This is a genomic window from Clavibacter sp. B3I6 (assembly GCF_030816895.1).
Classification (GTDB): Bacteria; Actinomycetota; Actinomycetes; order Actinomycetales; family Microbacteriaceae; genus Clavibacter.
The window spans coordinates 706,343-728,379 of record NZ_JAUSYL010000001.1 but is presented as its reverse complement, the minus strand read 5'-3'; the positions used below and the strand labels follow the sequence as shown (position 1 = coordinate 728,379).

At 75.5% G+C, this 22,037-nt stretch carries 21 protein-coding genes and 1 pseudogene; 12 read left to right on the top strand and 10 right to left on the bottom strand.

Annotation, left to right across the window (positions count from 1 at the left end; translation table 11 throughout):
* Positions 1-14 precede the first annotated feature (14 nt).
* Positions 15-1,304: a hypothetical protein gene (locus QFZ62_RS03395; RefSeq protein WP_307501683.1), complete on the bottom strand. Its 1,290-nt coding sequence runs from the start codon at positions 1,302-1,304 to the stop codon at positions 15-17.
* Positions 1,305-1,795: 491 nt separating this feature from the next.
* Here QFZ62_RS03395 and QFZ62_RS03390 point away from each other — a divergent pair, with 491 nt between their 5' ends.
* Both QFZ62_RS03390 and QFZ62_RS03385 read left to right on the top strand, forming a co-directional pair.
* Entirely contained in the window at positions 1,796-2,506 is a 711-nt protein-coding gene (locus tag QFZ62_RS03390) for a DedA family protein (protein WP_307501681.1), read from the top strand.
* 438 nt (positions 2,507-2,944) lie between these two features.
* Positions 2,945-3,319 (top strand): hypothetical protein, encoded by a 375-nt coding sequence (locus QFZ62_RS03385; RefSeq protein WP_307501678.1) that lies wholly within the window; start codon positions 2,945-2,947, stop codon positions 3,317-3,319.
* A 46-nt stretch (positions 3,320-3,365) separates the two neighbouring features.
* On the opposite strand, the gene QFZ62_RS03380 is transcribed toward QFZ62_RS03385, so the two are convergent.
* The 6 genes from QFZ62_RS03380 to QFZ62_RS03355 all read right to left on the bottom strand — a co-directional run bounded on the left by QFZ62_RS03380 (position 3,366) and on the right by QFZ62_RS03355 (position 10,821).
* Positions 3,366-5,054, bottom strand: coding sequence for a long-chain-fatty-acid--CoA ligase (locus QFZ62_RS03380; protein ID WP_307501675.1), 1,689 nt, complete (start codon positions 5,052-5,054; stop codon positions 3,366-3,368).
* Positions 5,055-5,186: 132 nt separating this feature from the next.
* Positions 5,187-5,633 (bottom strand): SRPBCC family protein, encoded by a 447-nt coding sequence (locus QFZ62_RS03375; protein ID WP_307501671.1) that lies wholly within the window; start codon positions 5,631-5,633, stop codon positions 5,187-5,189.
* Between the two features lie 70 nt (positions 5,634-5,703).
* The gene (locus QFZ62_RS03370) at positions 5,704-7,152 is read right to left on the bottom strand and encodes an NAD(P)/FAD-dependent oxidoreductase (RefSeq protein WP_307501669.1); all 1,449 of its coding nucleotides are present in this window, start codon (positions 7,150-7,152) and stop codon (positions 5,704-5,706) included.
* A gap of 9 nt (positions 7,153-7,161) precedes the next feature.
* Positions 7,162-8,160 (bottom strand): SDR family oxidoreductase, encoded by a 999-nt coding sequence (locus QFZ62_RS03365; protein ID WP_307501667.1) that lies wholly within the window; start codon positions 8,158-8,160, stop codon positions 7,162-7,164.
* A 98-nt stretch (positions 8,161-8,258) separates the two neighbouring features.
* Positions 8,259-9,947 (bottom strand): long-chain-fatty-acid--CoA ligase, encoded by a 1,689-nt coding sequence (locus QFZ62_RS03360; protein ID WP_307501665.1) that lies wholly within the window; start codon positions 9,945-9,947, stop codon positions 8,259-8,261.
* A gap of 64 nt (positions 9,948-10,011) precedes the next feature.
* Complete coding sequence (locus tag QFZ62_RS03355; protein WP_307501661.1) at positions 10,012-10,821, bottom strand: oxidoreductase; 810 nt, start codon at positions 10,819-10,821, stop codon at positions 10,012-10,014.
* Between the two features lie 276 nt (positions 10,822-11,097).
* Here QFZ62_RS03355 and QFZ62_RS03350 point away from each other — a divergent pair, with 276 nt between their 5' ends.
* The 3 genes and pseudogenes from QFZ62_RS03350 to QFZ62_RS15580 all read left to right on the top strand — a co-directional run bounded on the left by QFZ62_RS03350 (position 11,098) and on the right by QFZ62_RS15580 (position 12,702).
* Positions 11,098-11,460: a hypothetical protein gene (locus QFZ62_RS03350; RefSeq protein ID WP_307501659.1), complete on the top strand. Its 363-nt coding sequence runs from the start codon at positions 11,098-11,100 to the stop codon at positions 11,458-11,460.
* A pseudogene (locus QFZ62_RS15585) lies at positions 11,457-11,828 on the top strand (acetylornithine deacetylase); the annotation flags it as partial. The gene QFZ62_RS03350 and the pseudogene QFZ62_RS15585, both read left to right, overlap by 4 nt.
* Positions 11,829-11,904: 76 nt before the next feature.
* Positions 11,905-12,702 carry a M20/M25/M40 family metallo-hydrolase gene (locus QFZ62_RS15580; protein WP_373425934.1) on the top strand — a complete coding sequence of 266 codons (798 nt, stop codon included), beginning with the start codon at positions 11,905-11,907 and terminating at the stop codon, positions 12,700-12,702.
* Between the two features lie 3 nt (positions 12,703-12,705).
* On the opposite strand, the gene QFZ62_RS03340 is transcribed toward QFZ62_RS15580, so the two are convergent.
* Positions 12,706-13,212, bottom strand: coding sequence for a metallophosphoesterase (locus QFZ62_RS03340; RefSeq protein WP_307501656.1), 507 nt, complete (start codon positions 13,210-13,212; stop codon positions 12,706-12,708).
* Positions 13,213-13,248: 36 nt separating this feature from the next.
* Here QFZ62_RS03340 and QFZ62_RS03335 point away from each other — a divergent pair, with 36 nt between their 5' ends.
* From QFZ62_RS03335 to QFZ62_RS03305, 7 genes are all read left to right on the top strand, one after another.
* Positions 13,249-13,782: a GNAT family N-acetyltransferase gene (locus tag QFZ62_RS03335; RefSeq protein ID WP_307501654.1), complete on the top strand. Its 534-nt coding sequence runs from the start codon at positions 13,249-13,251 to the stop codon at positions 13,780-13,782.
* Positions 13,783-13,955: 173 nt separating this feature from the next.
* Positions 13,956-14,456, top strand: a complete 501-nt coding sequence (locus QFZ62_RS03330; RefSeq protein ID WP_307501652.1) for a molybdopterin-dependent oxidoreductase — start codon at positions 13,956-13,958, stop codon at positions 14,454-14,456.
* Between the two features lie 8 nt (positions 14,457-14,464).
* Positions 14,465-15,187, top strand: a complete 723-nt coding sequence (locus QFZ62_RS03325; protein WP_307501649.1) for an FAD-binding oxidoreductase — start codon at positions 14,465-14,467, stop codon at positions 15,185-15,187.
* Between the two features lie 103 nt (positions 15,188-15,290).
* Positions 15,291-15,824: a DUF1697 domain-containing protein gene (locus QFZ62_RS03320; protein WP_307501646.1), complete on the top strand. Its 534-nt coding sequence runs from the start codon at positions 15,291-15,293 to the stop codon at positions 15,822-15,824.
* A gap of 129 nt (positions 15,825-15,953) precedes the next feature.
* Positions 15,954-16,946, top strand: a complete 993-nt coding sequence (locus QFZ62_RS03315) for an oxygenase MpaB family protein (RefSeq protein WP_307501644.1) — start codon at positions 15,954-15,956, stop codon at positions 16,944-16,946.
* 143 nt (positions 16,947-17,089) lie between these two features.
* Positions 17,090-18,382 (top strand): DNA polymerase IV, encoded by a 1,293-nt coding sequence (locus QFZ62_RS03310; protein ID WP_307501642.1) that lies wholly within the window; start codon positions 17,090-17,092, stop codon positions 18,380-18,382.
* A 122-nt stretch (positions 18,383-18,504) separates the two neighbouring features.
* Entirely contained in the window at positions 18,505-18,732 is a 228-nt protein-coding gene (locus tag QFZ62_RS03305; RefSeq protein ID WP_307501639.1) for a hypothetical protein, read from the top strand.
* Positions 18,733-18,756: 24 nt separating this feature from the next.
* On the opposite strand, the gene QFZ62_RS03300 is transcribed toward QFZ62_RS03305, so the two are convergent.
* Together QFZ62_RS03300 and treZ are read right to left on the bottom strand one after the other, a co-directional pair.
* A complete protein-coding gene (locus QFZ62_RS03300) occupies positions 18,757-20,070 on the bottom strand; it encodes a UDP-glucose/GDP-mannose dehydrogenase family protein (protein ID WP_307501637.1) in 1,314 nt (437 codons plus the stop codon).
* Between the two features lie 169 nt (positions 20,071-20,239).
* Complete coding sequence (gene treZ / locus QFZ62_RS03295; RefSeq protein ID WP_307501635.1) at positions 20,240-22,036, bottom strand: malto-oligosyltrehalose trehalohydrolase; 1,797 nt, start codon at positions 22,034-22,036, stop codon at positions 20,240-20,242.
* Position 22,037: the final 1 nt, after the last annotated feature.

Genomic DNA, 22,037 nt, shown 5'->3' with positions numbered 1-22,037 from the left:
GCCCGGCCGCGCCCCTACTGGTAGGTGACGAGGTCGGGCACGGGGGACACGTCGCGCATCGTCTGCTCGGGCGTCAGCATGGGCGTGTCCTCGTCGATGAAGTTCTTCCAGCCCCAGGCGAGGCCCGCCGGCGCGTCCGCCTGCAGCGCGCGCCAGGTGGCCTGCTTGTCGGGCTGGCCGCCCTGGCCGTCCGCGTGCACGAGCATGGCGAGCTCGGGGTGGGCGGTGTCGAGCGCGCCGCGATCCTGGATCATGCTCAGGCGGAACTGGTGCAGCACGAGCATCTTCTGCGGGAGCCCGCGGTCGCGCACGAGCCCGGCGAGCCAGTCGGTGGTCGCGTCGACCTCGGCGGCCGACACGCTGCCGATCTGCTTCAGCGGCACCTGGTCGGGGCCGAGCCGCCACTCGGGGTCGAGGGCGAGGCCCACGCCCGGCTGCGCGAGCACGGACTCGTAGCGCTTCGCCTGCGTGAGGAAGTCGGTGCGGCCGGGCTGCAGGTCGATGACGACGTAGACGCCCGCGTCCCGCGCCGCGTCGATCCACGGCTGCAGGGTCTCGACGGGGATCTCCGAGGAGTAGTCGCCGTCCGCGCCCGCCGAGCCCGCGGCGACCGTCGCGATCAGCTCGAACATGGGGATCACCGGCTCGTCGGAGAACGGCTGGTACGCGGCGGCCTGCGCCTGCGCGCGCGCCACGGCGTCCGCGGGGCCCTGCTCGCCCAGGACCCCGAGGGCGCCCGTGCCCGCGGCGCCGTAGAGCGCCACGTAGCGCTTGCCGGGGAGGACGAGCTGGCCGCCGCCGGGCAGCTGGTCGCCGGTGGAGGCGGTGCGGATGCGTCCCTCGAGGGAGGCGTCGTCCGCGTAGGCGGCGCCGACGGCGATGGTGCGCGTGGCGCCCGCCTCATGCAGCGCGGCGACCGCGTCGGCGGAGGCGCGGGGATCCGGGGCGGCGTCGGGCACGACCGTGACGCCGACGCCGGCCGCGCGCGCCGTGGCGACCGCGGCGATCGAGGACGCGGCGTCGGTCGCGAGGGCGTGCGTGCCCGCGAGGGCGTCGGCCGGCGCGGTGGGCGGGAGGGCGCCGCCGTCGGATCCCGAGGGCGACGGGCGGGGGGAGGACCCGGAGGCGGGCACGGCCAGCCCGGCCACGCGCGCCACGGCCGCGGCGGGGTCGGCATCCGCGGCATCCGCGACGTCGATGCCCGTCGCGCGGGCCACGTCGGCCGCGCGGTCGGCGCGCACGACCGTGGTCGTGTCGGGGAGGCCGGCGGTGGTGTCCTCCGCGAGGTCGCCGACGGCCAGCACGCCGGAGGACCCGAGGCGCGCGATCTCGGGCAGCGCGCCGGAGCCCGCGACGATCAGCGGGGCGCCGAGCGGCGACGGCCGCCTCCGCGCCGAGCTCCTGCGCGGCCGGGTCGCCGGCCGGGGCCAGCACCGCGACGGGCGCGGACCGGAAGAGGCGGCCGCTCATCGCCACGGAGGCGCCCGCGTCGTCGGCCTCGCCCACCACGGTGAGCGGGGCGTCGGGGGCGGCGGTCACGGGACGCGCCACCTCGGGGGCGCGATCCTCGGCGGTGCAGGCGCCGAGGCCGACGGCGAGGCCGGCGGCGGCGATCACGGAGAGGGAGGCACGGAGGGACCGGGGGAGGCGGATCGGGGACGGCACCCGACCACGGTACGGGACGCCGGCCGACGCGGGCGGTCCCGCCGCCCCGCGCGGACGAGCCCGTCCCCCTCCCCGTCCGCTGGGCGCCCCGGGCCCGGCTCCACCGCGACCGTCCGGGTACCGTGGACGGGTGACCGCCCTGACGCCGACCCTGCTGACGACCACGACGCCGGCGGGGCTCCGTCCCGCCGCCTCGGCCGAGGATCCGCTCGCCGGCCTCGACGGGCTCGTGGGCGTCGCGGCCCGCGTGATCGAGGCGCTCGGCGAGGCGGGCGTCGGCGCGATGACCTTCGTCGAGACGGTGTTCCCGCCCATCCCCAGCGAGGTGGTCCTGCCCCTCGCGGGCTTCGTGGCCGCGACCGGGCGGATGGACCTCGTGCTCGTGATCGTCGCGAGCACCCTGGGCGCGTACCTCGGCGCGCTCCTGCTGTACTGGCTCGGGCGGAAGGCGGGGGAGGAGCGGACCATCCGGGTGCTCTCGAGGCTGCCGCTCGTCGAGCGCCACGACTTCGAGGTGGCCGCTTCCTGGTTCCACCGGCACGGTCGGTCCGCGGTCTTCTTCGGCCGGCTCGTGCCGGGCGTCCGCAGCCTCATCTCGCTGCCCGCGGGTGCCGGCGGCATGCCGCTCGGCACCTTCAGCTTCTACACGATCGCCGGGAGCGGGCTCTGGAACGGCGCCCTCATCGGCCTCGGCGCCGCCCTCGGCAGCCAGTACGAGCTCATCGACCGGTACGCCCAGTACCTCGACTACGCGGTGTACGCCGTCGTCGGGATCCTCCTCGTGCTGCTCGTCGGCCGCGCCCTCCGCCGTCGCGTTCAGAGGGGGCGCGACGCCGGCTGAGCGCTCCGCCCGCCCGACGGCCGCCCGGGCGTCGTCCGCGGGTCTCCCACGGGTCTCCCTGGCGCGCCGGATAGCGTGACGCCCGGCTGATGCGATCGGCGACTCCCGCCGATCCGGCCCCTCAGAGAGGCACCACCATGGGATTCCTGGACAGGCTCCTGGGCCGCGACGAGCAGCCCGCCGACCGACCCGGCCGTGCCGCGGGCGACGCCCCGCGGGAGCGCAGCGCGGACGAGGTCGCCGTCGAGCGGTACCGCTACCTCCTCCGCACGGCGCCGCCGGAGAGGATCGAGGAGGTGCACCTCGAGGCCTTCCGGAAGCTCACGCCCGAGCAGCGCGAGATCCTCTTCCGCCAGCTGAGCGCGGACGCCGGCCGACGGCGACGCCCCCGTCGACGACCGCCCGGAGTCGCTCGCGCGCTCGGCCACCCGATCGGAGGTGCGCGCGCCCGGCACGCTCGAGCGCACGCTCGGCCCGCGCGGCGGGCTCGCGGGCGGCGGTGCAGGCGGCATGGGCATGGGCGGCATGATCGCCGGATCCATGCTCGGCACCATCGCGGGCGTCGTGGTCGGCTCGGCCATCGCGCAGGCGCTCATCCCCGACGCGGTCGGCCAGGACCAGGCGGGCGCGGACGGCGGCGACGCCGGGGCGGACGCGGGAGCCGAGGGCGGCGACGCGGGCGCCGACGCGGGTGCCGGCGACTTCGGCAGCGGCGACCTCGGCAGCGGTGACCTCGGCGGCGGTGGCGACTTCGGCGGCGGCGGCGACTTCGGCGGCGGCGGTGGCGACTTCGGCGGCGGCGACTTCTTCTAGCCCGGGATCGGCCGCAGGGGGTCTCCTCGGCGGCCGGCCGTCACCGTCACCCCGCCTCGACGATCCCCTCGCGCACCTTCCGGCGCAGCACCTTGCCGAGGAGCGACGTGGGCAGCTCGTCGAGCACCACGATCCGCCGCGGCACCTTGTAGCCCGCGAGCTCGCCGCGCAGCGTCGCGCGTGCGGCCTGCTCGTCGAGGGTCGCGCCCTCCTCGAGCACGACGGCCGCGACGACCTCCTCGTCGCCGCCCTCGCGGGGGATGCCCACGACGGCCGCGTCGCGCACCCCGTCCAGCTCCCGCACGGCCTCCTCCACCTCGGATGGCGAGACGTTGAAGCCGCCCGTAATGATGAGCTCCTTGATCCGGTCGGCGATGCGCACGAAGCCGTCCGCGTCGATCGTCACCACGTCGCCCGTACGGAACCAGCCGCCCTCGAGGAGGACGGCGGCGGTCTCGTCGGGTCGGCCGTGGTAGCCGCGGAACACCTGCGGGCCGCGCACCAGCAGCTCGCCCGGCTCGCCCGCCGGGCGGTCGACGGACGGGTCCTCGGGATCCACGACCCGCACCTCGGTGTTGGGCAGGGGGAGGCCGACGGTCCCCGCGCGCCGCGTGTCGCCGACGGGGTTGGCCATGAGCACGGGGGAGCACTCGGAGAGGCCGTAGCCCTCGACGAGCCAGCCGCCGGTCTGCTCCTCCCAGGGCACCACGACCGACTCGGGCAGCGCCATCGCGCCGGAGATGGAGATCGAGATGCCCGCGAGCGAGACGCCCTCCGCCGCCGCGGCCTCGCGGAGCCGCGCGTAGATGGGCGGCACGGCGGGGAGGAACGTCGGCGGGTGGCGGCGGATGGCCTGCAGCACGAGGTCGGGCTCGAAGCGCGGGAAGAGCACGAGCCGCGAGCCCATGCTCATCGCGAAGGTGAGGCAGAGCGTCAGCCCGTAGGCGTGGAACATGGGCAGCACCGCGTAGACGACGCTCGTCCCGCGCGGGACCGTGGGCACCCACGCGCGGGACTGGGCGGCGTTCGCGCTGAGGTTGAGGTGCGTGAGCTCGGCGCCCTTCGGCGTGCCCGTGGTGCCGCTCGTGTACTGGATCACCGCGAGGTCGGAGGCCTCGGGCCGGGGGTGCTCGGCGGGGAGGGGCGCGGCGGCGGCGATCCGCTCCCACGTGGTGGTGCCGGTCACCTTCGCGGCGATGGCCGCCCGCGCCGCCCGCGCCTTCGGGATCGGCAGGCGGAGGAGGAGGCGCGTGCGCAGCGGCATGGCGCGCGTGACGTCGACGGAGACGATGCGCTCGGGCCGCACGCCGTCCGGCAGCGCCTGGATGGTCGCGACCGACTTGTCCCACGCGATCACGGCGCGGGCGCCGTGGTCCTCGAACTGGTGCTGCAGCTCGCGCGGCGTGTAGAGCGGGTTGTGCTCGACGACCACCGCGCCGAGGCGCAGCACCGCGTAGAAGGCGACGACGTGCTGCGGGCAGTTCGGCAGCACGATCGCGACCGGATCCCCTGCACGCACGCCCGCGTCGTGGAGGCCCTGCGCGGCTCGGGCGATCAGCTCGCCGAGCTCGCGGTAGCTGGTCTCCTCGCCGAGGAAGTCGAGGGCCGTCCCGCCGGGGAAGCGGAGCACCGACTGGTCGACGATGTCGACGAGCGATCCCTGCGGCAGGTCGATCTCGTGCGGGACGTCGGGCGCGTAGCTGGCCAGCCAGGGCTGGTCGGTGGGGGTGCTCACCCCTCCCACCCTAGGGCGCGGGGGTCGCCGGGCCGGTGACGGGGAGGCGACGGCGCGGGGCGACGCGCGGGGGCGCGAGCCGGGCCCCGCCATCGGGACGGCGGGAGCGACGGCGGGAGCGCCCCGCGGGGATCAGGCGCGGCCGGCGTGCCGACCCTCGGCGAGGAACGCGAGGCGGCGCAGCGTCTCGACGTTGCGGGCGTGCAGCATCAGGTCCATGAGCGGGGCCGGCACGAGGCGGCCGGGTCCGCGCACGGCCTCCTCGGTCATGCGCACCTCGCAGCCGTCCGGGAGGGTCCGCACCTCGAGCGTGACGCGCGCCTCGCCGATCGGCCAGCCCTTCGGCTGCATCACCATGCGGCGCGGGGCGTCCCACTCGAGCATGGTGGTGGCGTCATCGAGGAGGACGGGCCAGGAGCCGAAGGAGTGGTGGAGCTTCGCGCCGACCGCGGGCCAGGCGTCGTCGACCGCGCGCATCCGGGACGCGCCGACGACCCACGCGGGGAACAGCCAGCCGTCCGAGATGACCTCGGCGACGTCGGAGGGGGAGCACTTCATGCGGCGGCGGGTGACGGACATGCCCCCAGTCTGCCGTCCGCGTCCAGGCTCCGGTAATCCAGCGGGGGCGCGTCCGGCTCCTCGGACCCGGCTACAGCGACAGGTCGGGTCCGCGCTCGATCCCGAACTCGTGCCGCAGCGCGCTCCGGGCCGCCTGGTAGCCGGCCATGCCGTGCACGCCGGGGCCGGGGGTGGCCGAGCTCGACGCGAGGTACACGCCCGCGGCCGGCGTCCGCCACGGATCCGGCGAGAGCACCGGCCGCGCGAGGAGCTGCCACACGCTCGCGGCGCCCGCCGCGATGTCGCCGCCGATGTAGTTGGGGTCGTGCTCCTCCATGCCGACGGCGTCCATGCTCGAGGAGGCGAGGATCAGGTCGCGGAAGCCGGGGGCGAATCGCTCGATCTGGCGGGTGATCGCCTCGGTCTGGTCGACCGTGGATCCCGCGGGCACGTGCGTGTAGGCCCACAGCACGTGCTTCCCCTCGGGTGCGCGGCCGGGGTCCGCGAGGGACGGCTGCGCGACCAGCACGTACGGGTCGTCGCTGTGGCGGCCCGCGGCCACGTCGTGCTCGGCGCGCTGGATCTCGGCGCGCGTGCCGCCGACGTGCAGCGTGCCGGCGCGGTGGAGCTCGGGATCCGTCCACGGCACGGGGCCGGACAGCGCGAAGTCGACCTTGCTGGCGGCGTTCCCGTAGCGGAAGCGGCGGATCGCGCGGAGGTAGCGCGCGGGGAGGCGGTCCTCGGCGATGCGGGCGAGGGCGCGGGCGCTCGTGTCGAGGAGGACGGCGCGGGCGCGGGGCAGCTCGCGGAGCGTCCGCACCTCGGAACCCGTGACGACCTCGCCGCCGTGCGCCCGGAGGTCGTCGACCATCGCGTCGACGATGGCCTGGCTGCCGCCGACCGGCACCGGCCAGCCGCGCGCGTGGGCGTAGGCGCCGAGGGACAGCGCGGCCGCGGCGGTCGAGACGCTCGGCATGGTCTGGATCGCGTGCGCCGCGACGCCCGTGAACATGGCGGGCGCGACGTCGCCGCGGAAGCGCGCGTTCCACAGCGGCGATCCCTGCTCGAGCGCGCGGAGCCCCAGCCGGACGGCCGTCGGCGGGTGGCGCGGCACCTGGAGCAGGGGACCGTTCGTGAACTGGGCCACGCGGTCCGCGGACGCCGCGAGCGGACCCATGAGGCTCCGCCAGGCGCGGCCGTCGACGCCGAGCGCGTCGGCCGTGCGCTCGATGTCCCGGTAGGCGATGCCGGAGCGACCCCCGTCGAGCGGGTGCGCGTAGGAGATCTCGGGGACGGCGAGGTCGATCCGCCGGTCGAGCTGGAAGGCCCGGAAGAACCCGGACGCGAGCGCCATCGGGTGCACGGCGGAGCAGACGTCGTGGTGGAAGCCGGGCAGCGTGACCTCGGCCGTGCGGCTGCCGCCGCCGATCGTGTCCGCTCGCTCGTGCACCTCGACGCGGAGTCCGGCCCGCGCCATCGTCACGGCCGCGGCCAGCCCGTTCGGTCCGGAGCCGACCACGATCGCGTCGATGTCACCCATGCGTCGAGGCTATCGGCGTCGGAGCGCGGCGGCACCGGCGACGACGCCCGAGAGCAGCGCGCCCGCGCCGATGGCGACGGTCTTCGCCCGGTTGCGGACGATCCAGATCTGCGGGCTCATCGTGCGGGCCCGGTCGCTGAAGATCCCGCGCGCGCCGTGGTCGCCCGGGGTGGGCGTGTAGAGGTTCGTCGGCAGCATGGGCTGGGTCTTGTCGGCCGCCTGCTGACCCGAGTAGCCGACCTTCGCGAGGTAGCCGTCGAGCCAGTTCGCGACGAACCGGTTGCCGAGGACGGTCTTGACCGTCGGCTCACCCACCCAGTTGCGGCGCTTCGGCTTGTCGGCGACCGCGGCGATGGCCTGCGCGCCCACCTCGGGCTCGAAGATCGGGGGCACGGGCTGCGGGTGGTGCGGCAGCTGCGACTTGACCCAGTTGAACTGGATGGTGTTGAGCGCGGGCATGTCGACGGTGGAGATGACGACCTTGCTCCCGTTGTGGATCAGCTCGGTCGTCACCGACTCGGTGAAGCCCTGCACGGCGTGCTTGGCGGCGCAGTAGGCGGCCTGCAGCGGGATCCCGCGGTGGGCGAGCGCGGAGCCCACCTGGATCACGTGCCCGCGGTCGCGCGGCACCATGCGGGACAGCGCGGCGCGCGTGCCGTTGACGAAGCCGAAGTAGTTGACGGCCGTGGCGCGCTCGAAGTCGGCCGGGTCGGTCGTGAGGAACTCGCCGAAGACGCCGACCATGGCGTCGTTGACCCAGAGGTCGATGGGGCCGAGCTCGTCCTCGACGCGGTCGGCCGCGGCCTCGACGGCGAGGCGGTCGGCGACGTCGGTGGGGATGCCGAGTCCGCGGCGGCCGCGGGCCTCGATGTCCGCGACGGCACCGGCGAGCCCGTCCTCGCCGCGGGCCAGCACGGCCACGTCCCAGCCCCGGTCGGCGAGCTCCCGGACGGTGGCCCGTCCGAGTCCTGCGGTTCCTCCGGTGACGACGGCGATGCCTCGGGTCATGGCGCTCCTTCGATGGTTGGTGCACGAAACGTGCTCCTCCACCGTAGGGCCGCCGCGCCCCGCCGGGCCGCCCGACGGCGCGACCTGCCAGGCGGCGGTCAGCCTTCGCGCTGGAGGTCCTCGCGCACCTGGCGGCGGAGGACCTTGCCGATGAGCGACGTGGGCAGGGCGTCCACCTGCACGACGCGGCGCGGCACCTTGTAGGCGGCGAGATGGGTGCGGCAGTACTCGCGGATGGCGGCCTCGTCGAGCGTCGCGCCGGGCTCCAGGACGACCGCGGCGGTCACGTCCTCGCCGCCGTTCGCGGACGGCAGGCCGACGACCGCGACGGACTGGACGCCGGGGGCGTCACGGACCGCGTCCTCCACCTCGCTGGGGGAGACGTTGAAGCCGCCCGTGATGATGAGCTCCTTCATCCGGTCGACGATGGTGGTGAAGCCGTCGGCGTCGACGCGCACGATGTCGCCCGTCCGGAACCAGCCGCCGTCGAGGAGCGCCGCGCGCGTCTCGTCGGGGCGGCGCCAGTAGCCCTGGAACACCTGCGGCCCGCGGATGAGCAGCTCGCCCTCCTCGCCGGCGGCCCGGTCGACCGTCGGGTCCTCGGGGTCCACCACGCGCACCTCGGTGCTCGGGAACGGGACGCCGACCGTGCCCGGTCGGCGCGACGGGCCGATGGGGTTGCCGAGCGCGACCGGCGAGGTCTCGGTGAGGCCGTAGCCCTCCACGAGGTAGCCGCCCGTGAGGTCCTCCCACAGCTGGACGGTGGAGACGGGCAGGTTCATGGCGCCGGAGATGGAGAACCGGACGCCCGTGAGGTCGACCCCCTTCTCCTTCGCGCCGCGCGCGAGCCGCTCGTAGATGGGCGGGACGGCGGGCAGGAACGTCGGCGGGTGCTTCCGGGCGGCGGCGAGGACGAGGTCCACGTCGAACTTGGGGAAGAGCACGAGGCGCGCGCCGATGGCCATGGCGAAGGTGAGGCAGAGCGTGAGGCCGTAGGCGTGGAACATGGGGAGGACGCCGTAGACGGTCTCGCCGCCGTCCGCGAGGCCCGGCACCCACGCGCGGCCCTGCATGGCGTTGGCGTGCAGGTTGCGGTGGGTGAGGATCGCGCCCTTGGGAGTGGCGGTCGTGCCGCTCGTGTACTGGAGGATCGCCGTGTCGTCGAGCTCGGGACGAGGGCGCGAGGAGGCGATGCGGCGGTGGGAGACGAGCTCCTCCCAGGTGACCGTGCCGGAGACGGGCGCCGTGATGGCCGCGCGGGCGCGGCGCGCGGCGGGGATCGGCAGGCGCAGCTTCAGGCGGGTCGCGAGCGGCATCGCGGCGGTCAGATCGACGGAGACGACGGTGTCGACGGGCACGTCGCGCGGCATGTCCTGGATGGTGCCGACGACCGTGTTCCACGCGATCACGACGCGCGCGCCGTGGTCCTCGAACTGGTGGCGGAGCTCGCGCGGCGTGTAGAGCGGGTTGTGCTCCACGACGATCGCGCCGAGCCGGAGCACCGCGTAGAACGCTACGATGTGCTGCGGGCAGTTCGGCAGGACGAGCGCGACGCGGTCGCCCTTCCGCACGCCCAGCCCGCGCAGGCCCTCGGCGGCGCGGGCGATCTGGTCGCCCATCTCGCGGTAGGTCGTCTCGCGGCCGAAGAACTCGAGGGCGACGGCCCGGGAGTGCCGCTGGATGGAGCGCTCGACCATGTCGACGAGGGATCCGATGACGGGAGGGATGTCGGCCGACACCCCGTCCGCGTAGCTGCGTACCCAGGGGCGGTCGGCGTCGATGCTCATGCCCCCACCATAGGGAATGCGCCCGGGTGCGACCCGGGCGCATCGGCCCCGCGTCGGTCGCGGGCTAGGCGGGGTAGACGACCCCGGTCAGCTGCTCGGACGCGTCCCAGAGGCGGCGGGCGAGCTCCGGGTCCCTCGACCACGGGCTCGACGCCGCGAGGTGCGGCATGCCGCTCATGCCGCCGGGGCCCGCGGGGCCGTAGTAGTCGCCCGGGTGCACGCCGAGGCCGGTCGCGGCCTGGATCTGCGGGAGGGCGCCCACGCGCACGTCCTGGCCCATGGCCGCCGGGCCGAACCTGGCGGCCAGGTCGCTGGCGACGCCCCGGGGACCCGATCCGGGTCCGTTCTTCGCGAGGTTCGTGGAGGTGACGCCGGGGTGCGCGGCCGCGGCCGTGAGTCCCCAGCCCCGCTCGTCGGAGAGCGACTGCAGGCGGCGCATGAAGAGGAGGTTCGCGAGCTTCGCCTGCCCGTAGGCCGCCCAGGGGCTGTAGCGACGCTCGGACTGCAGGTCGCCGAACGCGATGCGGCCCATCCAGTGCGCGAGGCTCGAGACGACGACGACGCGGGGCGCCTCGGCCGCGCGCAGCGCCGGCAGGAGCAGGCCGGTCAGCGCGAAGTGGCCGAGGTGGTTCGTGCCGAGCTGGATCTCGAAGCCGTCGCGCGTCTCGCGTCGGTCCGGCGGCGCCATGACGCCCGCGTTGTCGACCAGGATGTCGATCGGCCCGCGCGCGACCTCCCGGTCGGCGAAGGCGCGCACGGAGGCGAGGTCGGCGAGGTCGAGGGATCCGACCTCCACGTGCACCCCGGGGTGGCGGTCGCGGATGGCGCCGGCCGCGTCCTCGCCGCGCTCCGGGTCGCGCGACGTGAGGACCACGGACGCGCCGGCCGCCGCCAGACGCCGCGCGGTCTCGAGGCCGAGGCCGCTGTTGCCCGCCGGTGACGACGGCGCGCTTCCCGTCGAGCGGGCTGATGATGATGTCGGTGGGACGGGGCACGCGGACTCCTTGTCGGTGGGATCCCCACGCTAGCGACGTCGACCGGGCGTCGGCCGTGCGGCGGGCGGCACCGGGCGGCAGGGGCGCATCCGCGGTCGGCGTCGCGGGCCGCGCGTCGGAGCCGCCGCGGGGGCGCCCGATGGGACGATGGGGGCATGTGGATGAGACGCGGCCGGGACGGATCCGAGGACGACCGGGGCGGCGCGGAGTCGCACGCGATCGGGGTCGGGGCCGTGGTCGTGATCCTCGACGGCGCCGCTGCGACGGGCGACCCCGCGCTCGACGGCGAGCCCGTGGGCCTCGTGGTCGCCTCCGCCTCCGACGGCCTGCGCAGCGTGAGCCCGGCGCCGACCGCGCGCGGCCGCGCCTGGGTGGTGGAGCTCGGCTCGGACGACGACGTCGACGACGGCACGGCCGGCCGCCGGGTCGTGGTGCCGCAGAGCGCGCTCCGCCTCCTCGACGACGCCGACGGGCCCGTCCCCGTGCTGCCCGCCGACGACCTCCCGCCGCGCGCGTGAGCGGCCTGGACCTCGAGCCCGCCGCCGAGGACGTCCTCGCCGACCCCGCCGGGCTCGTGGACCCCGTCGACCTCGCCGCGGAGCTGATCCGCATCGACTCGACCAACCCCGACCTGGTGCCGGGCGCCGCGGGGGAGGCCGCGATCGCCGCGCACGCCGCCGCCTGGCTCCGTGCCCGCGGCTTCGAGGTGCGCGTGCTGGAGACGTCCCCCGGCCGCCCGACCGTGCTCGCGACGGCGCGCGGCACGGGCGGAGGCCGCACGATCCTCCTCGACGGCCACCTCGACACCGTCCCGCCCGGCGACCCGGAGCGCGGCGGCCTGCGGCCCCGCGTCGAGGACGGCCGGCTCCTCGGCCGCGGTTCATTCGACATGAAGGCGGGCCTCGCCGCGATGATGGTCGCCGCCGACCGGGCCCGGGCGCACGGGGACGCGCGGCGACGTCGTGCTCGCCCTCGTCGCCGACGAGGAGTTCGGGAGCATCGGCACCGAGGAGGCGCTGCGCGCCCTGGCCGCCGACGGCACGCGCGTCGACGGCGCCGTGATCTCCGAGCCCAGCCAGTCGGAGGCGATCGTCGCCCACCGCGGGTTCGGCTGGTACGAGATCCGGCTGCGCGGGCGCGCGGCGCACGGGTCCATGCCGGAGCAGGGCGTGGACGCCGTCGCGCACGCGGTCCTGGTGCTCCGCGAGCTGGACGCGCTCGCCGAGCGCCTCGCCGCGGGGCCCCTCCACCCGCTCCTCGGGTCGGGCGCGGTGCGCGTGTCCCGGATCCACGGCGGGTCGGACGCGGCGACCGTGGCCGACTCCTGCGTGCTCACGGTCGAGCGGCGCTTCCTGCCGGGCGAGTCGCCCGCCGCCGTGGAGGCGGGCCTCCGCGCCGCGCTCGACGCCGTCGCGGCCCGCACCCCTGACATGGACGCCGAGCTCGTGGTCCTCGTGGCCCGGGCGGCCTTCGAGGCCGACGTCGAGGGTCCGCTGGCGCGCGCCGTGCTCGACAGCGGCGCGCGGATCACGGGCGCACCCGTCGCGCACCGCGGGGAGCCCTTCTGGACCGACGCCGGCCTCGTGCAGGAGGCCGGGATCCCGTGCATCCTCCTCGGCGTCACGGGCGGCGGGGCGCACGCGGACGAGGAGTGGGCCGAGGTCGCCTCCATCCGGCGGCTCGCCGACGTGCTCGAGGGCGCGATCCTCGACTTCTGCGGCCGCGCCGACGGTCCGGTGCCGGGAGCGCCCGCCGCGTAGCGGCTAGTCGCGCGTGGCCGAGCGGTGCAGCTCCACGTCGAGCCGCCCCGCGTCGGCCGTCGCGGTCATCCAGGTGAAGTCGGGCTGGCGGCGCCGGTCGGTGGGGGAGCCGGGGTTGAGGAGCCGCAGGCCCTCGGGCGTCACGGTGTCCCAGGGGATGTGGCTGTGCCCGAAGACCAGCACGTCGGTCGCGGGGAACGCCCCGTCCATCCGCCGCTCGCGGCCCGTCGACGCACCCGTCTCGTGCGTGACGGCGAACCGGATCCCCTCGATCGTCGCGCGCGCCGTCTCCGGCAGCCGCGCCCGCAGCCCCGCCGGATCGTTGTTGCCCCAGCACGCGAGGAGCCGGGCGGAGCGGGCCTCGAGCGCATCGAGGGCGGGCTCGTCGACCCAGTCGCCCGCGTGCACCACGACGTCGGCCGCGTCGATCGCGCGCCAGAGCGCCTGCGGCAGGTCCCGGGCCCGCTTCGGGAGGTGGGTGTCGCTGAGGAGCACGAGCGATGCGGTCACGCCTCCCACGGTACGCGGCTCCCGTACCCTCGATCCGTGACCCCCGCCACCCGCGACCTCGTGCCCGCCGACCTCGACTGGATGGTGCCGCTCAACAACGCCGCCGTGCCCGCGGTCCCGCCCATGGACGCCGCGTCGCTCGGCGCGGTGCTCGCGCACGCCGACCTCGCGATCGCCGTGGTCGACGCCGACGCGCCGGACGCCGCGCCCCTCGGCATGCTCCTCGCGATGCAGCCGGGCGGCGCGTACGACAGCGCCAACTACCGCTGGTTCGAGGAGCGCGGCGCCGACGGCCTGTACGTCGACCGCATCGTCGTCGCGGACGGGCACCGCGGGCTCCGGCTCGGCCAGGTGCTCTACGCCCGCGTGTTCGCGGAGGCCCGCCGCACCGGCCGCGCCGCCGTCACGTGCGAGGTCAACACGCTGCCGCCCAACCCGGGGTCGCTCGCCTTCCACGTGAGGCTCGGCTTCGCCCGGGTCGGGGAGCTGGTCGACGACGACGGCCTGCACGCGGTCGCGATGATGTCGGCCCCCGCGGTCGCGTCCGTGTCCGACCCGTCCGTCGGCTGACCCGCGCGGCATGATGGACGCGACCCCCGTCCCCGATCCGCCCCAGCAGGAGGCGCCCATGACCGGCATCACCCGCGGCTTCGTCGGCCGCCCCCGGCAAGGGCGCGGCCGACCGTCTGCCGCCCGGCCAGTACGACACCGAGGGCGGCTGGCCCGTCCTCACGGCCGAGGCCGTGCCGAACCTCCCCGCGTCGCGCTGGTCGATCGCGGTCGACGGCCTCGTGGAGCGCCCCACCGCGTGGGACTGGGACGAGGCGCACGCGCTGCCCCGGTCCGAGTACGCGGGCGACATCCACTGCGTCACCACCTGGACCCGGCTCGACACGCGCTTCGCCGGCGTCAGCGTCGACACCCTCCTCGACGCGGCCGGACCGCTGCCCGAGGCGCGCTTCGTGCTCGCGACCTCGCACTCGGGCTACACCACGAACCTCCCGCTCGACGACGTCCGCGGCGGCCGCGCCTGGATCGCGTTCGAGGCCGACGGGCGGCCCCTCGCCGCGGACCACGGCGGTCCCGCCCGCCTCCTCGTGCCGCACCTCTACTTCTGGAAGAGCGCGAAGTGGATCGCCCGCCTCACGCTCCTCGACCACGACCAGCAGGGCTTCTGGGAGCGCAACGGCTACCACGACCGCGGCGACCCCTGGCGCGAGCAGCGCTACCAGGGCGACCGCTGAGCGCGCCCGTGCCCGTGCCCGTGCCCGCGGTCCCCGCCTCGGTCGGGGGCGAGTGGCGGACGGCGACCATCGCGGCGCTCGAGCACCCGACGCCCATGACGGTCCTGGTGCGCTTCGACGTGCCCGACCGGATCCCGCACCTGCCCGGACAGCACTGCGTCGTCCGGCTGCGCGCGGAGGACGGCTACACGGCCCAGCGCTCGTACTCGATCCTCTCCGCGCCGCACGAGCCGGGCGTCGAGCTGCTGATCGAGCGCTACGAGGACGGCGAGGTCAGCGGGTTCTTCGCGGACATCGCGGAGGTGGGCGACGAGATCGAGATGCGGCTGCCCATCGGGGGCTTCTTCGTCTGGGACGGCGCGACCCCCGCCGTCGCGCTCGGCGGGGGGACCGGCGCGGTGCCGCTCGTGTCCATGGTCCGGCACGCCCGGCACCTCGGCGTCCCGCACCTCGTCCGGGCGGCCGTCTCGGCGCGCACGGCGGCCGACGTCCCGTGCCGCGCGGAGCTCGAGACCGCGGGGGCGCTCGTGGCGACGACGCGCGAGCGGCACGGCGCGCGCGGCTTCGGGCGGCTCCGGGTCGAGGAGGTGGCGGGACTGGCCGCGGGCGCCGGCGTCGCGTTCGTCTGCGGATCCACCGCCTTCGCGGGCGGGGCCACGCGCCTCCTCCTCGACGCGGGGGTCGACCGCGACGCGATCCGCATCGAGCAGTTCGGCCCGTCCGGGGACTGAGGCGCGGCCTCGTCATCCGCTCGCGCCCCGGCGGTACCGCTCGCGTCCGGACCGCGCCACACTGGTGCGGACGGCGACGGCGCCGCCGGGGAGCGGGTGGCAGGTGGAGCGGTCGGTCGTGCTGCTGCGGGGGATCAACGTCGGTCGCGCGAAGCAGGTCCCCATGGCCGCCCTCACGGCGGCGCTCGAGGGGCTCGGCTACCGCGGCGTCCGCACCCACCTGCGGAGCGGCAACGCCGTCGTCGACCACGACCGCCCGAGCGGACGCGGGGCCGCGGTGGCGATCGAGGACGCCGTGCGGCTCGCCACGGGCGTCACGGCCGACGTCCAGCTCGTGGCGGCGGACGACTTCCGCCGGATCGCGGCCGGCATCCCGTTCGGCCCGGTCGCGGACGACCCCTCGCGCCTGCTCGTGTCCTTCCTCGACCGCCCGCTGGATCCGGTGCCCGCCCCGCCGCCCGCCGCGGAGATCGCCCCGGACCTCGTCGCGGTGGGGGACGGCGCCGTGTACTCGTGGCACCCGGACGGCGTCTCCGCCTCGCGCGTGCCGCCGGCCTTCTGGCGGGGGCTCGGCGCATCCGTGACGGCGCGGAACGCCCGCACGGTGGCCGCCCTCGTCGCCCTGCTCGACGTGTGACGGTCCGGCCTGCGCATCGCCCGTCGCGACGTGCCCCCCGCACGGGGGTGACCTCAGCCAGCCGTCACGCCCCCGTGCCCGATCCCGGGCGCGGGGGCCTCCTCACGGCGCGGACGGGGGGATAGGTTCGTGCACGTGAGCAGATTCGCGGACCGCTGGAAGTCCCACATCCTGGAGACGTTCTCCGCGGATGCCGAGGGGCGGCCCCAGTGGATCCAGGACCTGGAGAAGGGCGAGGACGAGGGCTGGTTCGGTCCCGGCTCCGCGGTGTGGGCCGTGCACGGCGGCATGCCGTCGCTCGTCGCCGGGATCCGCGCCCTCCTCATGCAGACGCTGCACCCGGGCGCCATGGCCGGCGTCCACGACTGGTCCCGCTACCGCGAGGACCCGCTCGGCCGCCTCGCCGGCACGGTGCGCTGGGTCGTCACGACCTCGTTCGGCGACCGCGACACCGCCGTCGACGTGAGCCGACGCGTCCGCGGCTACCACCGCAAGGTGCAGGGCACGTTCGTCGACGGCCGCGGCGTCGAGCGCCCCTACAGCGCCAACGACCCCGACCTGCTGAGCTGGGTGCACATCGTGTTCACGGACGCCTTCCTCAGCACCCACCTGCAGTGGGGGTCGCCCATCCCCGGCGGGCCGGACCGCTACGTCGCCGAGTGGGCCAAGGCCGGCGAGCTGATGGGGGTCGAGGCGCCGCCGCGCTCGCACGCCGAGCTGCACGCCCAGATCGACGCCTTCCACGACCAAGGCCTCCTCCGGGCCGACGAGCGAACCCGCGAGACGATCTCCTTCCTCCGCGAGCCGCCGCTGCGGGCCTCGATGCTGCCGGCGTACCGCGTGCTCTTCGCGGGCGCCGTCGCCTCGCTCGAGCCGCGCTACCGCGAGATGCTCGGCCTCGACAAGGCGTCGTTCGGCCCGTTCCCGCTGCCGGCGCTCGCGTCGACGCGCGTCATGCTCGGCGTCGCCGGCCGCGTGATGGGCGAGCAGTCGACGAGCCACGAGGCGGCGCTCAAGCGCATCGCGCGGCTGCGGGGCGAGCCCGTGACGGACGCGACGGTCGACCCGCGCCCCCGTCGCGACCCCGGCGGCGCCGAGCACCGCGCGCGACCGGCCGCCTGAGCCGGCCGCCTGAGCCGGCGGGCTGAGCCGGGCGCCTGAGCCGGCGGGCTGAGCCGGGCGCCTGCGCCGGCGGCCTGGCGCGTCCTGCCGTCTCCCGCGCCCGGGCAGGCGATGTCGGCGGCGCGGGCTAGCGTGGACACGACATGAGCAGGCAGGACGGATCCACGAGGCGCACGTCCGACGCGAGCGCCGACGACTCCGAGGCCACCATCCTGCACGTCGACATGGACGCGTTCTTCGCGGCCGTCGAGCTGCTCGAGCGCCCGGAGCTCCGCGGCACGCCCGTCATCGTGGGCGGCTCGTCGGGCCGCGGTGTCGTCACGAGCGCGACCTACGAGGCGCGGCGCTTCGGCGTCCGCTCGGCCATGCCCATGGCGCAGGCGCTGCGGCTCTGCCCGCAGGCCACGGTCATCGGCGGGCACATGGAGAAGTACGCGCACTGGTCGAAGGTCGTCATGGGCGTCTTCCGCGACGTCACGCCGCTCGTCGAGCCGCTCAGCATCGACGAGGCGTTCCTCGACGTGGCCGGGGCGCGCGGGCTCTTCGGATCGCCGGCCGAGATCGGCGCCATGATCCGCCGTCGCGTGCATGCCGAGACGGGCCTCACCTGCTCGGTCGGCGCGGCGTCCACGAAGTTCGTGGCCAAGCTCGCGAGCACGCGGTGCAAGCCGGACGGCCTGCTCGTCATCCCCGCGGCGGAGACGCTGCCCTTCCTCCACGCGCTGCCGGTGGGCGCGTTGTGGGGCGTCGGGAAGACGACGGAGGAGTCGCTCCTCCGCCGCGGTCTCCGCACGGTGGCGGACATCGCGGACACGCCCCTGCCCACGCTGCAGTCCATGCTCGGCGAGTCCGCGGGCGCGCGGCTGCACGACCTCTCCTGGGGGCGCGACCCGCGCCGGGTCAGCACCCACCGGGAGGAGAAGAGCATGGGCCACGAGAACACGTTCCACGACGACGTGACGGATCCTGGCATCGTCCGCCGCGAGCTCCTCGGCCAGGCCACGCGCGTGGCCGAGCGGCTGCGGCGCGCCGGGCTCACCGCCCGCACGGTCTCGCTCAAGCTCCGCTACTCCGACTTCCGCACCATCACGCGCTCGCGCACGCTGTCCGAGCCCACCGACGTGGCGCGCCGCATCTACGACGAGATCCGCGACGTGTACGACCACGTCGCGCGGCCCGGCGACCGCATCCGGCTGGTGGGCGTGCGCGCCGAGCAGCTCGACGACGCCGACAACCGCGCGGTGGCCCTGTGGGACGCCGACGAGGGCTGGCGCGAGGCCGAGCGGACGGTCGACCAGGCGGCGGAGCGCTTCGGCCGCGGCGCCATCGGCCCGGCGTCGCTCCTCCGCCGTCCAGGCGCGAAGCGGGCCACCGTGTCGGATCCGCGCTCGGAGCCGACGTCGCGCGGTACCGTCCCGGGACATCCGCCCGACTGACGAGGACCACCGTGATCGATCCCGCTGCGCCCGCCCCTTCCCATCCGTCCGGGGAGGAGGGACCACGGGTACCGGGATCGCCGCGTGCGGCCGCGTCGCCCCGGGGCCTCAGCATCGCGTCGATGGTGCTGGGCTTCGTCTCGCTGGCCCTTTTCTGGACTCTCGTGTGCCCGATCGTCGGGCTCGTCCTCGGCATCGTGGGCGTGCGCAGGGAGCCGGCGGGCCGCGGCTTCGCGATCACGGGGCTCGTGCTCAACGGCCTCCTGCTGCTGATCCCGGTGGCGGTGATCCTGTTCCTCCTGGCCGCGGGCACGACCGTGACGGCCGTCGCCGCCACGAGCGGCCGCTGACCGGAGGGCGGCGCCCGGATCGCCCTAGGGCCGGCCCATGCCCCGGTAGCGCCACCCGGCGGCGCGCCAGGCGACGGAGTCGAGGCAGTTGCGCCCGTCGACGATCACGGGCGTGGCGACGATGGCCTTCAGCTCCGCGGGGTCGATGGCGCGGTACTGCTTCCACTCGGTGAGCAGCATGACCGCGTCGGCGTCGCGCGCCGCCTCCTGCCAGGTGTCGACGTAGGTGAGCTCCGGGAACCGGCGGCGCGAGTTCTCGTTCGCGTAGGGATCCGTGGCCAGCACGCGCGCGCCCTGCAGCTGCAGCTGCGCGGAGATGCTGAGCGCGGGGGAGTCGCGCACGTCGTCCGACTCCGGCTTGAAGGCGAGCCCGAGGACCGCGATGTTGCGGCCGAGCAGGGACCCGCCGCACACCTCGCGTGCCACGTCCACGGCGCGCACCCGGCGCCGCATGTTAATGGAGTCCACCTCGCGGAGGAAGGTGAGCGCCTGGTCGGCCCCCAGCTCGCCCGCGCGCGCCATGAACGCGCGGATGTCCTTCGGCAGGCAGCCGCCGCCGAAGCCGATGCCGGCGTTCAGGAACCGGCGGCCGATGCGGTCGTCGTACCCGATGGCGTCCGCGAGCTGCGTGACGTCGGCACCGGTCGCCTCGCACACCTCGGCCATGGCGTTGATGAAGGAGATCTTCGTGGCGAGGAACGCGTTGGCCGAGACCTTGACGAGCTCCGCGGTCTCGTAGTCGGTCGTGACGCGCGCCGTCCCCGTGGCGAGGGCCGCGGCGTAGACCTCGTCGAGCGCCGCGCGGGCGGCCTCGCCCGCGTCGCCCGCGGGTAGGCCGTAGACGAAGCGGTCGGGCGCGAGGGTGTCCTCGACGGCGAAGCCCTCGCGCAGGAACTCGGGGTTCCACATGAGCGCCGCGCCGGGGGCCCGGTCCTCGATGCGCTCCGCGAGCCGGCGGGCGGTGCCCACGGGCACGGTGGACTTGCCCGCGACGACGTCGCCGGGGGCGAGGTGGGGGAGGAGGGCGTCGACCGCGGCGTCGACGTAGGTCAGGTCGGCCGCGTTCTCCCCGCGCTTCTGCGGCGTGCCGACGGCGATGAAGTGCACGCGCGCCCCCTGGGCTGCGGCCGGGTCCGTGGTGAAGCGGAGCCGCCCCGTGGCGAGCTGCTCGGTGAGGAGCTCGGGGAGCCCGGGCTCGAAGAAGGGGGCGACACCCTCCTGCAGGGAGGCGATCTTCGCGGCGTCCACGTCGATCGCCACCACGTCGTGCCCGAGGCGGCTCATGCACGCGGCGTGCACGGTGCCGAGGTAGCCGCAGCCGATGACGGAGATGCGCACGGGGAGTCCTTCGCGTCGTGGGGGAGGGCCGCCGGACGGCCGCCGAACGACCGGTGATGCGGTCGCCGGGCCGGGGCGTGGGCACCGTATCACGTGGATGTGACGCGCCAGGGGCGGGGCCCGACGAGCGCTCGTGCGCCGCGTCGGACCCCGCCCCGGGTGCCGTGGATCAGGCCAGCAGCGCCTCCGCGGCGTCCGTCACCGGGCCGAGGATCGCAGCCGTTCGCGCGGGCAGCACGACCTCGTCGTCTCCCAGCGCGACGCCGGTCGCGGTCCGGAGCAGCAGGGCGGGACGCTCGCCCACGACGGGCACGCGGCGCTCCTCGTCGGACAGGTTCATGACGATCGAGAGCTCGCCGCGGTCCATCACGAGCAGGCGCGCCTCCTCGTGCACCTCGACCTCGACCTCGGCGAACCGGGGGTCGGTGAGGTCGGGGTGCGCGCGGCGGAGGCGGATCAGCTCGGAGTAGAGGGCGAACAGGCGCGCATGCGACGAGTCGTCGTCGCCGTACAGCTCCGACCAGTCGAGCTTCGAGTCCTGGAACGTCGACAGGTCCTGCGGGTTCGGCACGATCGACTCGTCCCAGCCCATCTTCGCGAACTCCTCGATGCGGCCCTTCGCGGTCGCCTCGCCGAGGTCGTGCTCCGGGTGCGACGTGAAGAACTGCCACGGCGTGGTCGCGCCCCACTCCTCGCCCATGAAGAGCATCGGGGTGAAGGGCGACGTGAGCGTGAGGACCGCGGCCAGCGCGAGCCCGCCCTCGTCGAGCGTCGCGGTGAGGCGGTCGCCCGTGGCGCGGTTGCCGATCTGGTCGTGGTTCTGGTTGGCGACGACCAGGCGGTGCGCCGGGATCCGCTCGGTGTCGAGCGGGCGCCCGTGCACGCGCCCGCGGAACGACGACCAGGTGCCGTCGTGGAAGTATCCGCGCGTGATCACCTTTGCGAGCGCCCCGAGCGAGGCGAAGTCCGCGTAGTAGCCCGTCGTCTCGCCCGTGAGCGCGACGTGGACCGCGTGATGGAAGTCGTCGCTCCACTGCGCGTCGAGCCCGTAGCCGTGCGCCTCGCGCGACGTGATGAGCTTCGGGTCGTTGAGGTCGGACTCCGCGATGAGCGTGAGCGGGCGTCCCACGTGCGCGGACAGCACGTCGACCTGGACCGCCAGCTCCTCGAGGAGGTGCGTGGCCGTGTGGTCGACGAGGGCGTGCACCGCGTCCAGCCGGAGGGCGTCGACGTGGTAGTCGCCGAGCCACATGAGGGCGTTGTCGATGATGTACTCGCGGACGGGGCCGGAGTCCTCGCCGTCGAGGTTGAGGCTGGAGCCCCACGTGTTCGCCGACGCCTCGTGGAGGTACGGCCCGAACTCGGGCAGGTAGTTGCCGGAGGGCCCGAGGTGGTTGTAGACGACGTCCTGCACGACGCCGAGGCCGCGTGCGTGGCAGGCGTCGACGAAGCGCTGGTACGCCTCGGGTCCGCCGTAGGTCTCCTGCACGGCGTACCAGAGGACGCCGTCGTAGCCCCAGTTGTGCGTCCCGTTGAAGCCGTTGACGGGCAGGACCTCCACCAGGTCGATCCCGAGCGCGACCAGGTGGTCGAGCCGGTCGATGGCGGAGTCGAGCGTGCCCTCGGGCGTGAACGTGCCGATGTGCATCTCGTAGATGACGGCGCCCGCGAGCTGGCGGCCGGTCCACGCCTGGTCGGTCCACGCGAAGGACGACGGGTCGTAGGTGCGCGAGCGGCCGTGGACGCCCTCGGGCTGGCGGCGCGAGCGCGGATCCGGCAGCGCGGTGTCGGAGTCGTCCACGAGGTAGCCGTAGTCGAGGTCGCCCGAGGGCAGGGCCTCGGCGCGGCCGGCGTCGAGGGTCCACCAGCCGTCGCCCACGGGCGAGAGGGGCAGGCGCTCGTCGCCCACGGACAGGGCGAGGGTGCGGGCCTTGGGGGCCCAGATGTCGAAGCGGTCGTCGGTCATG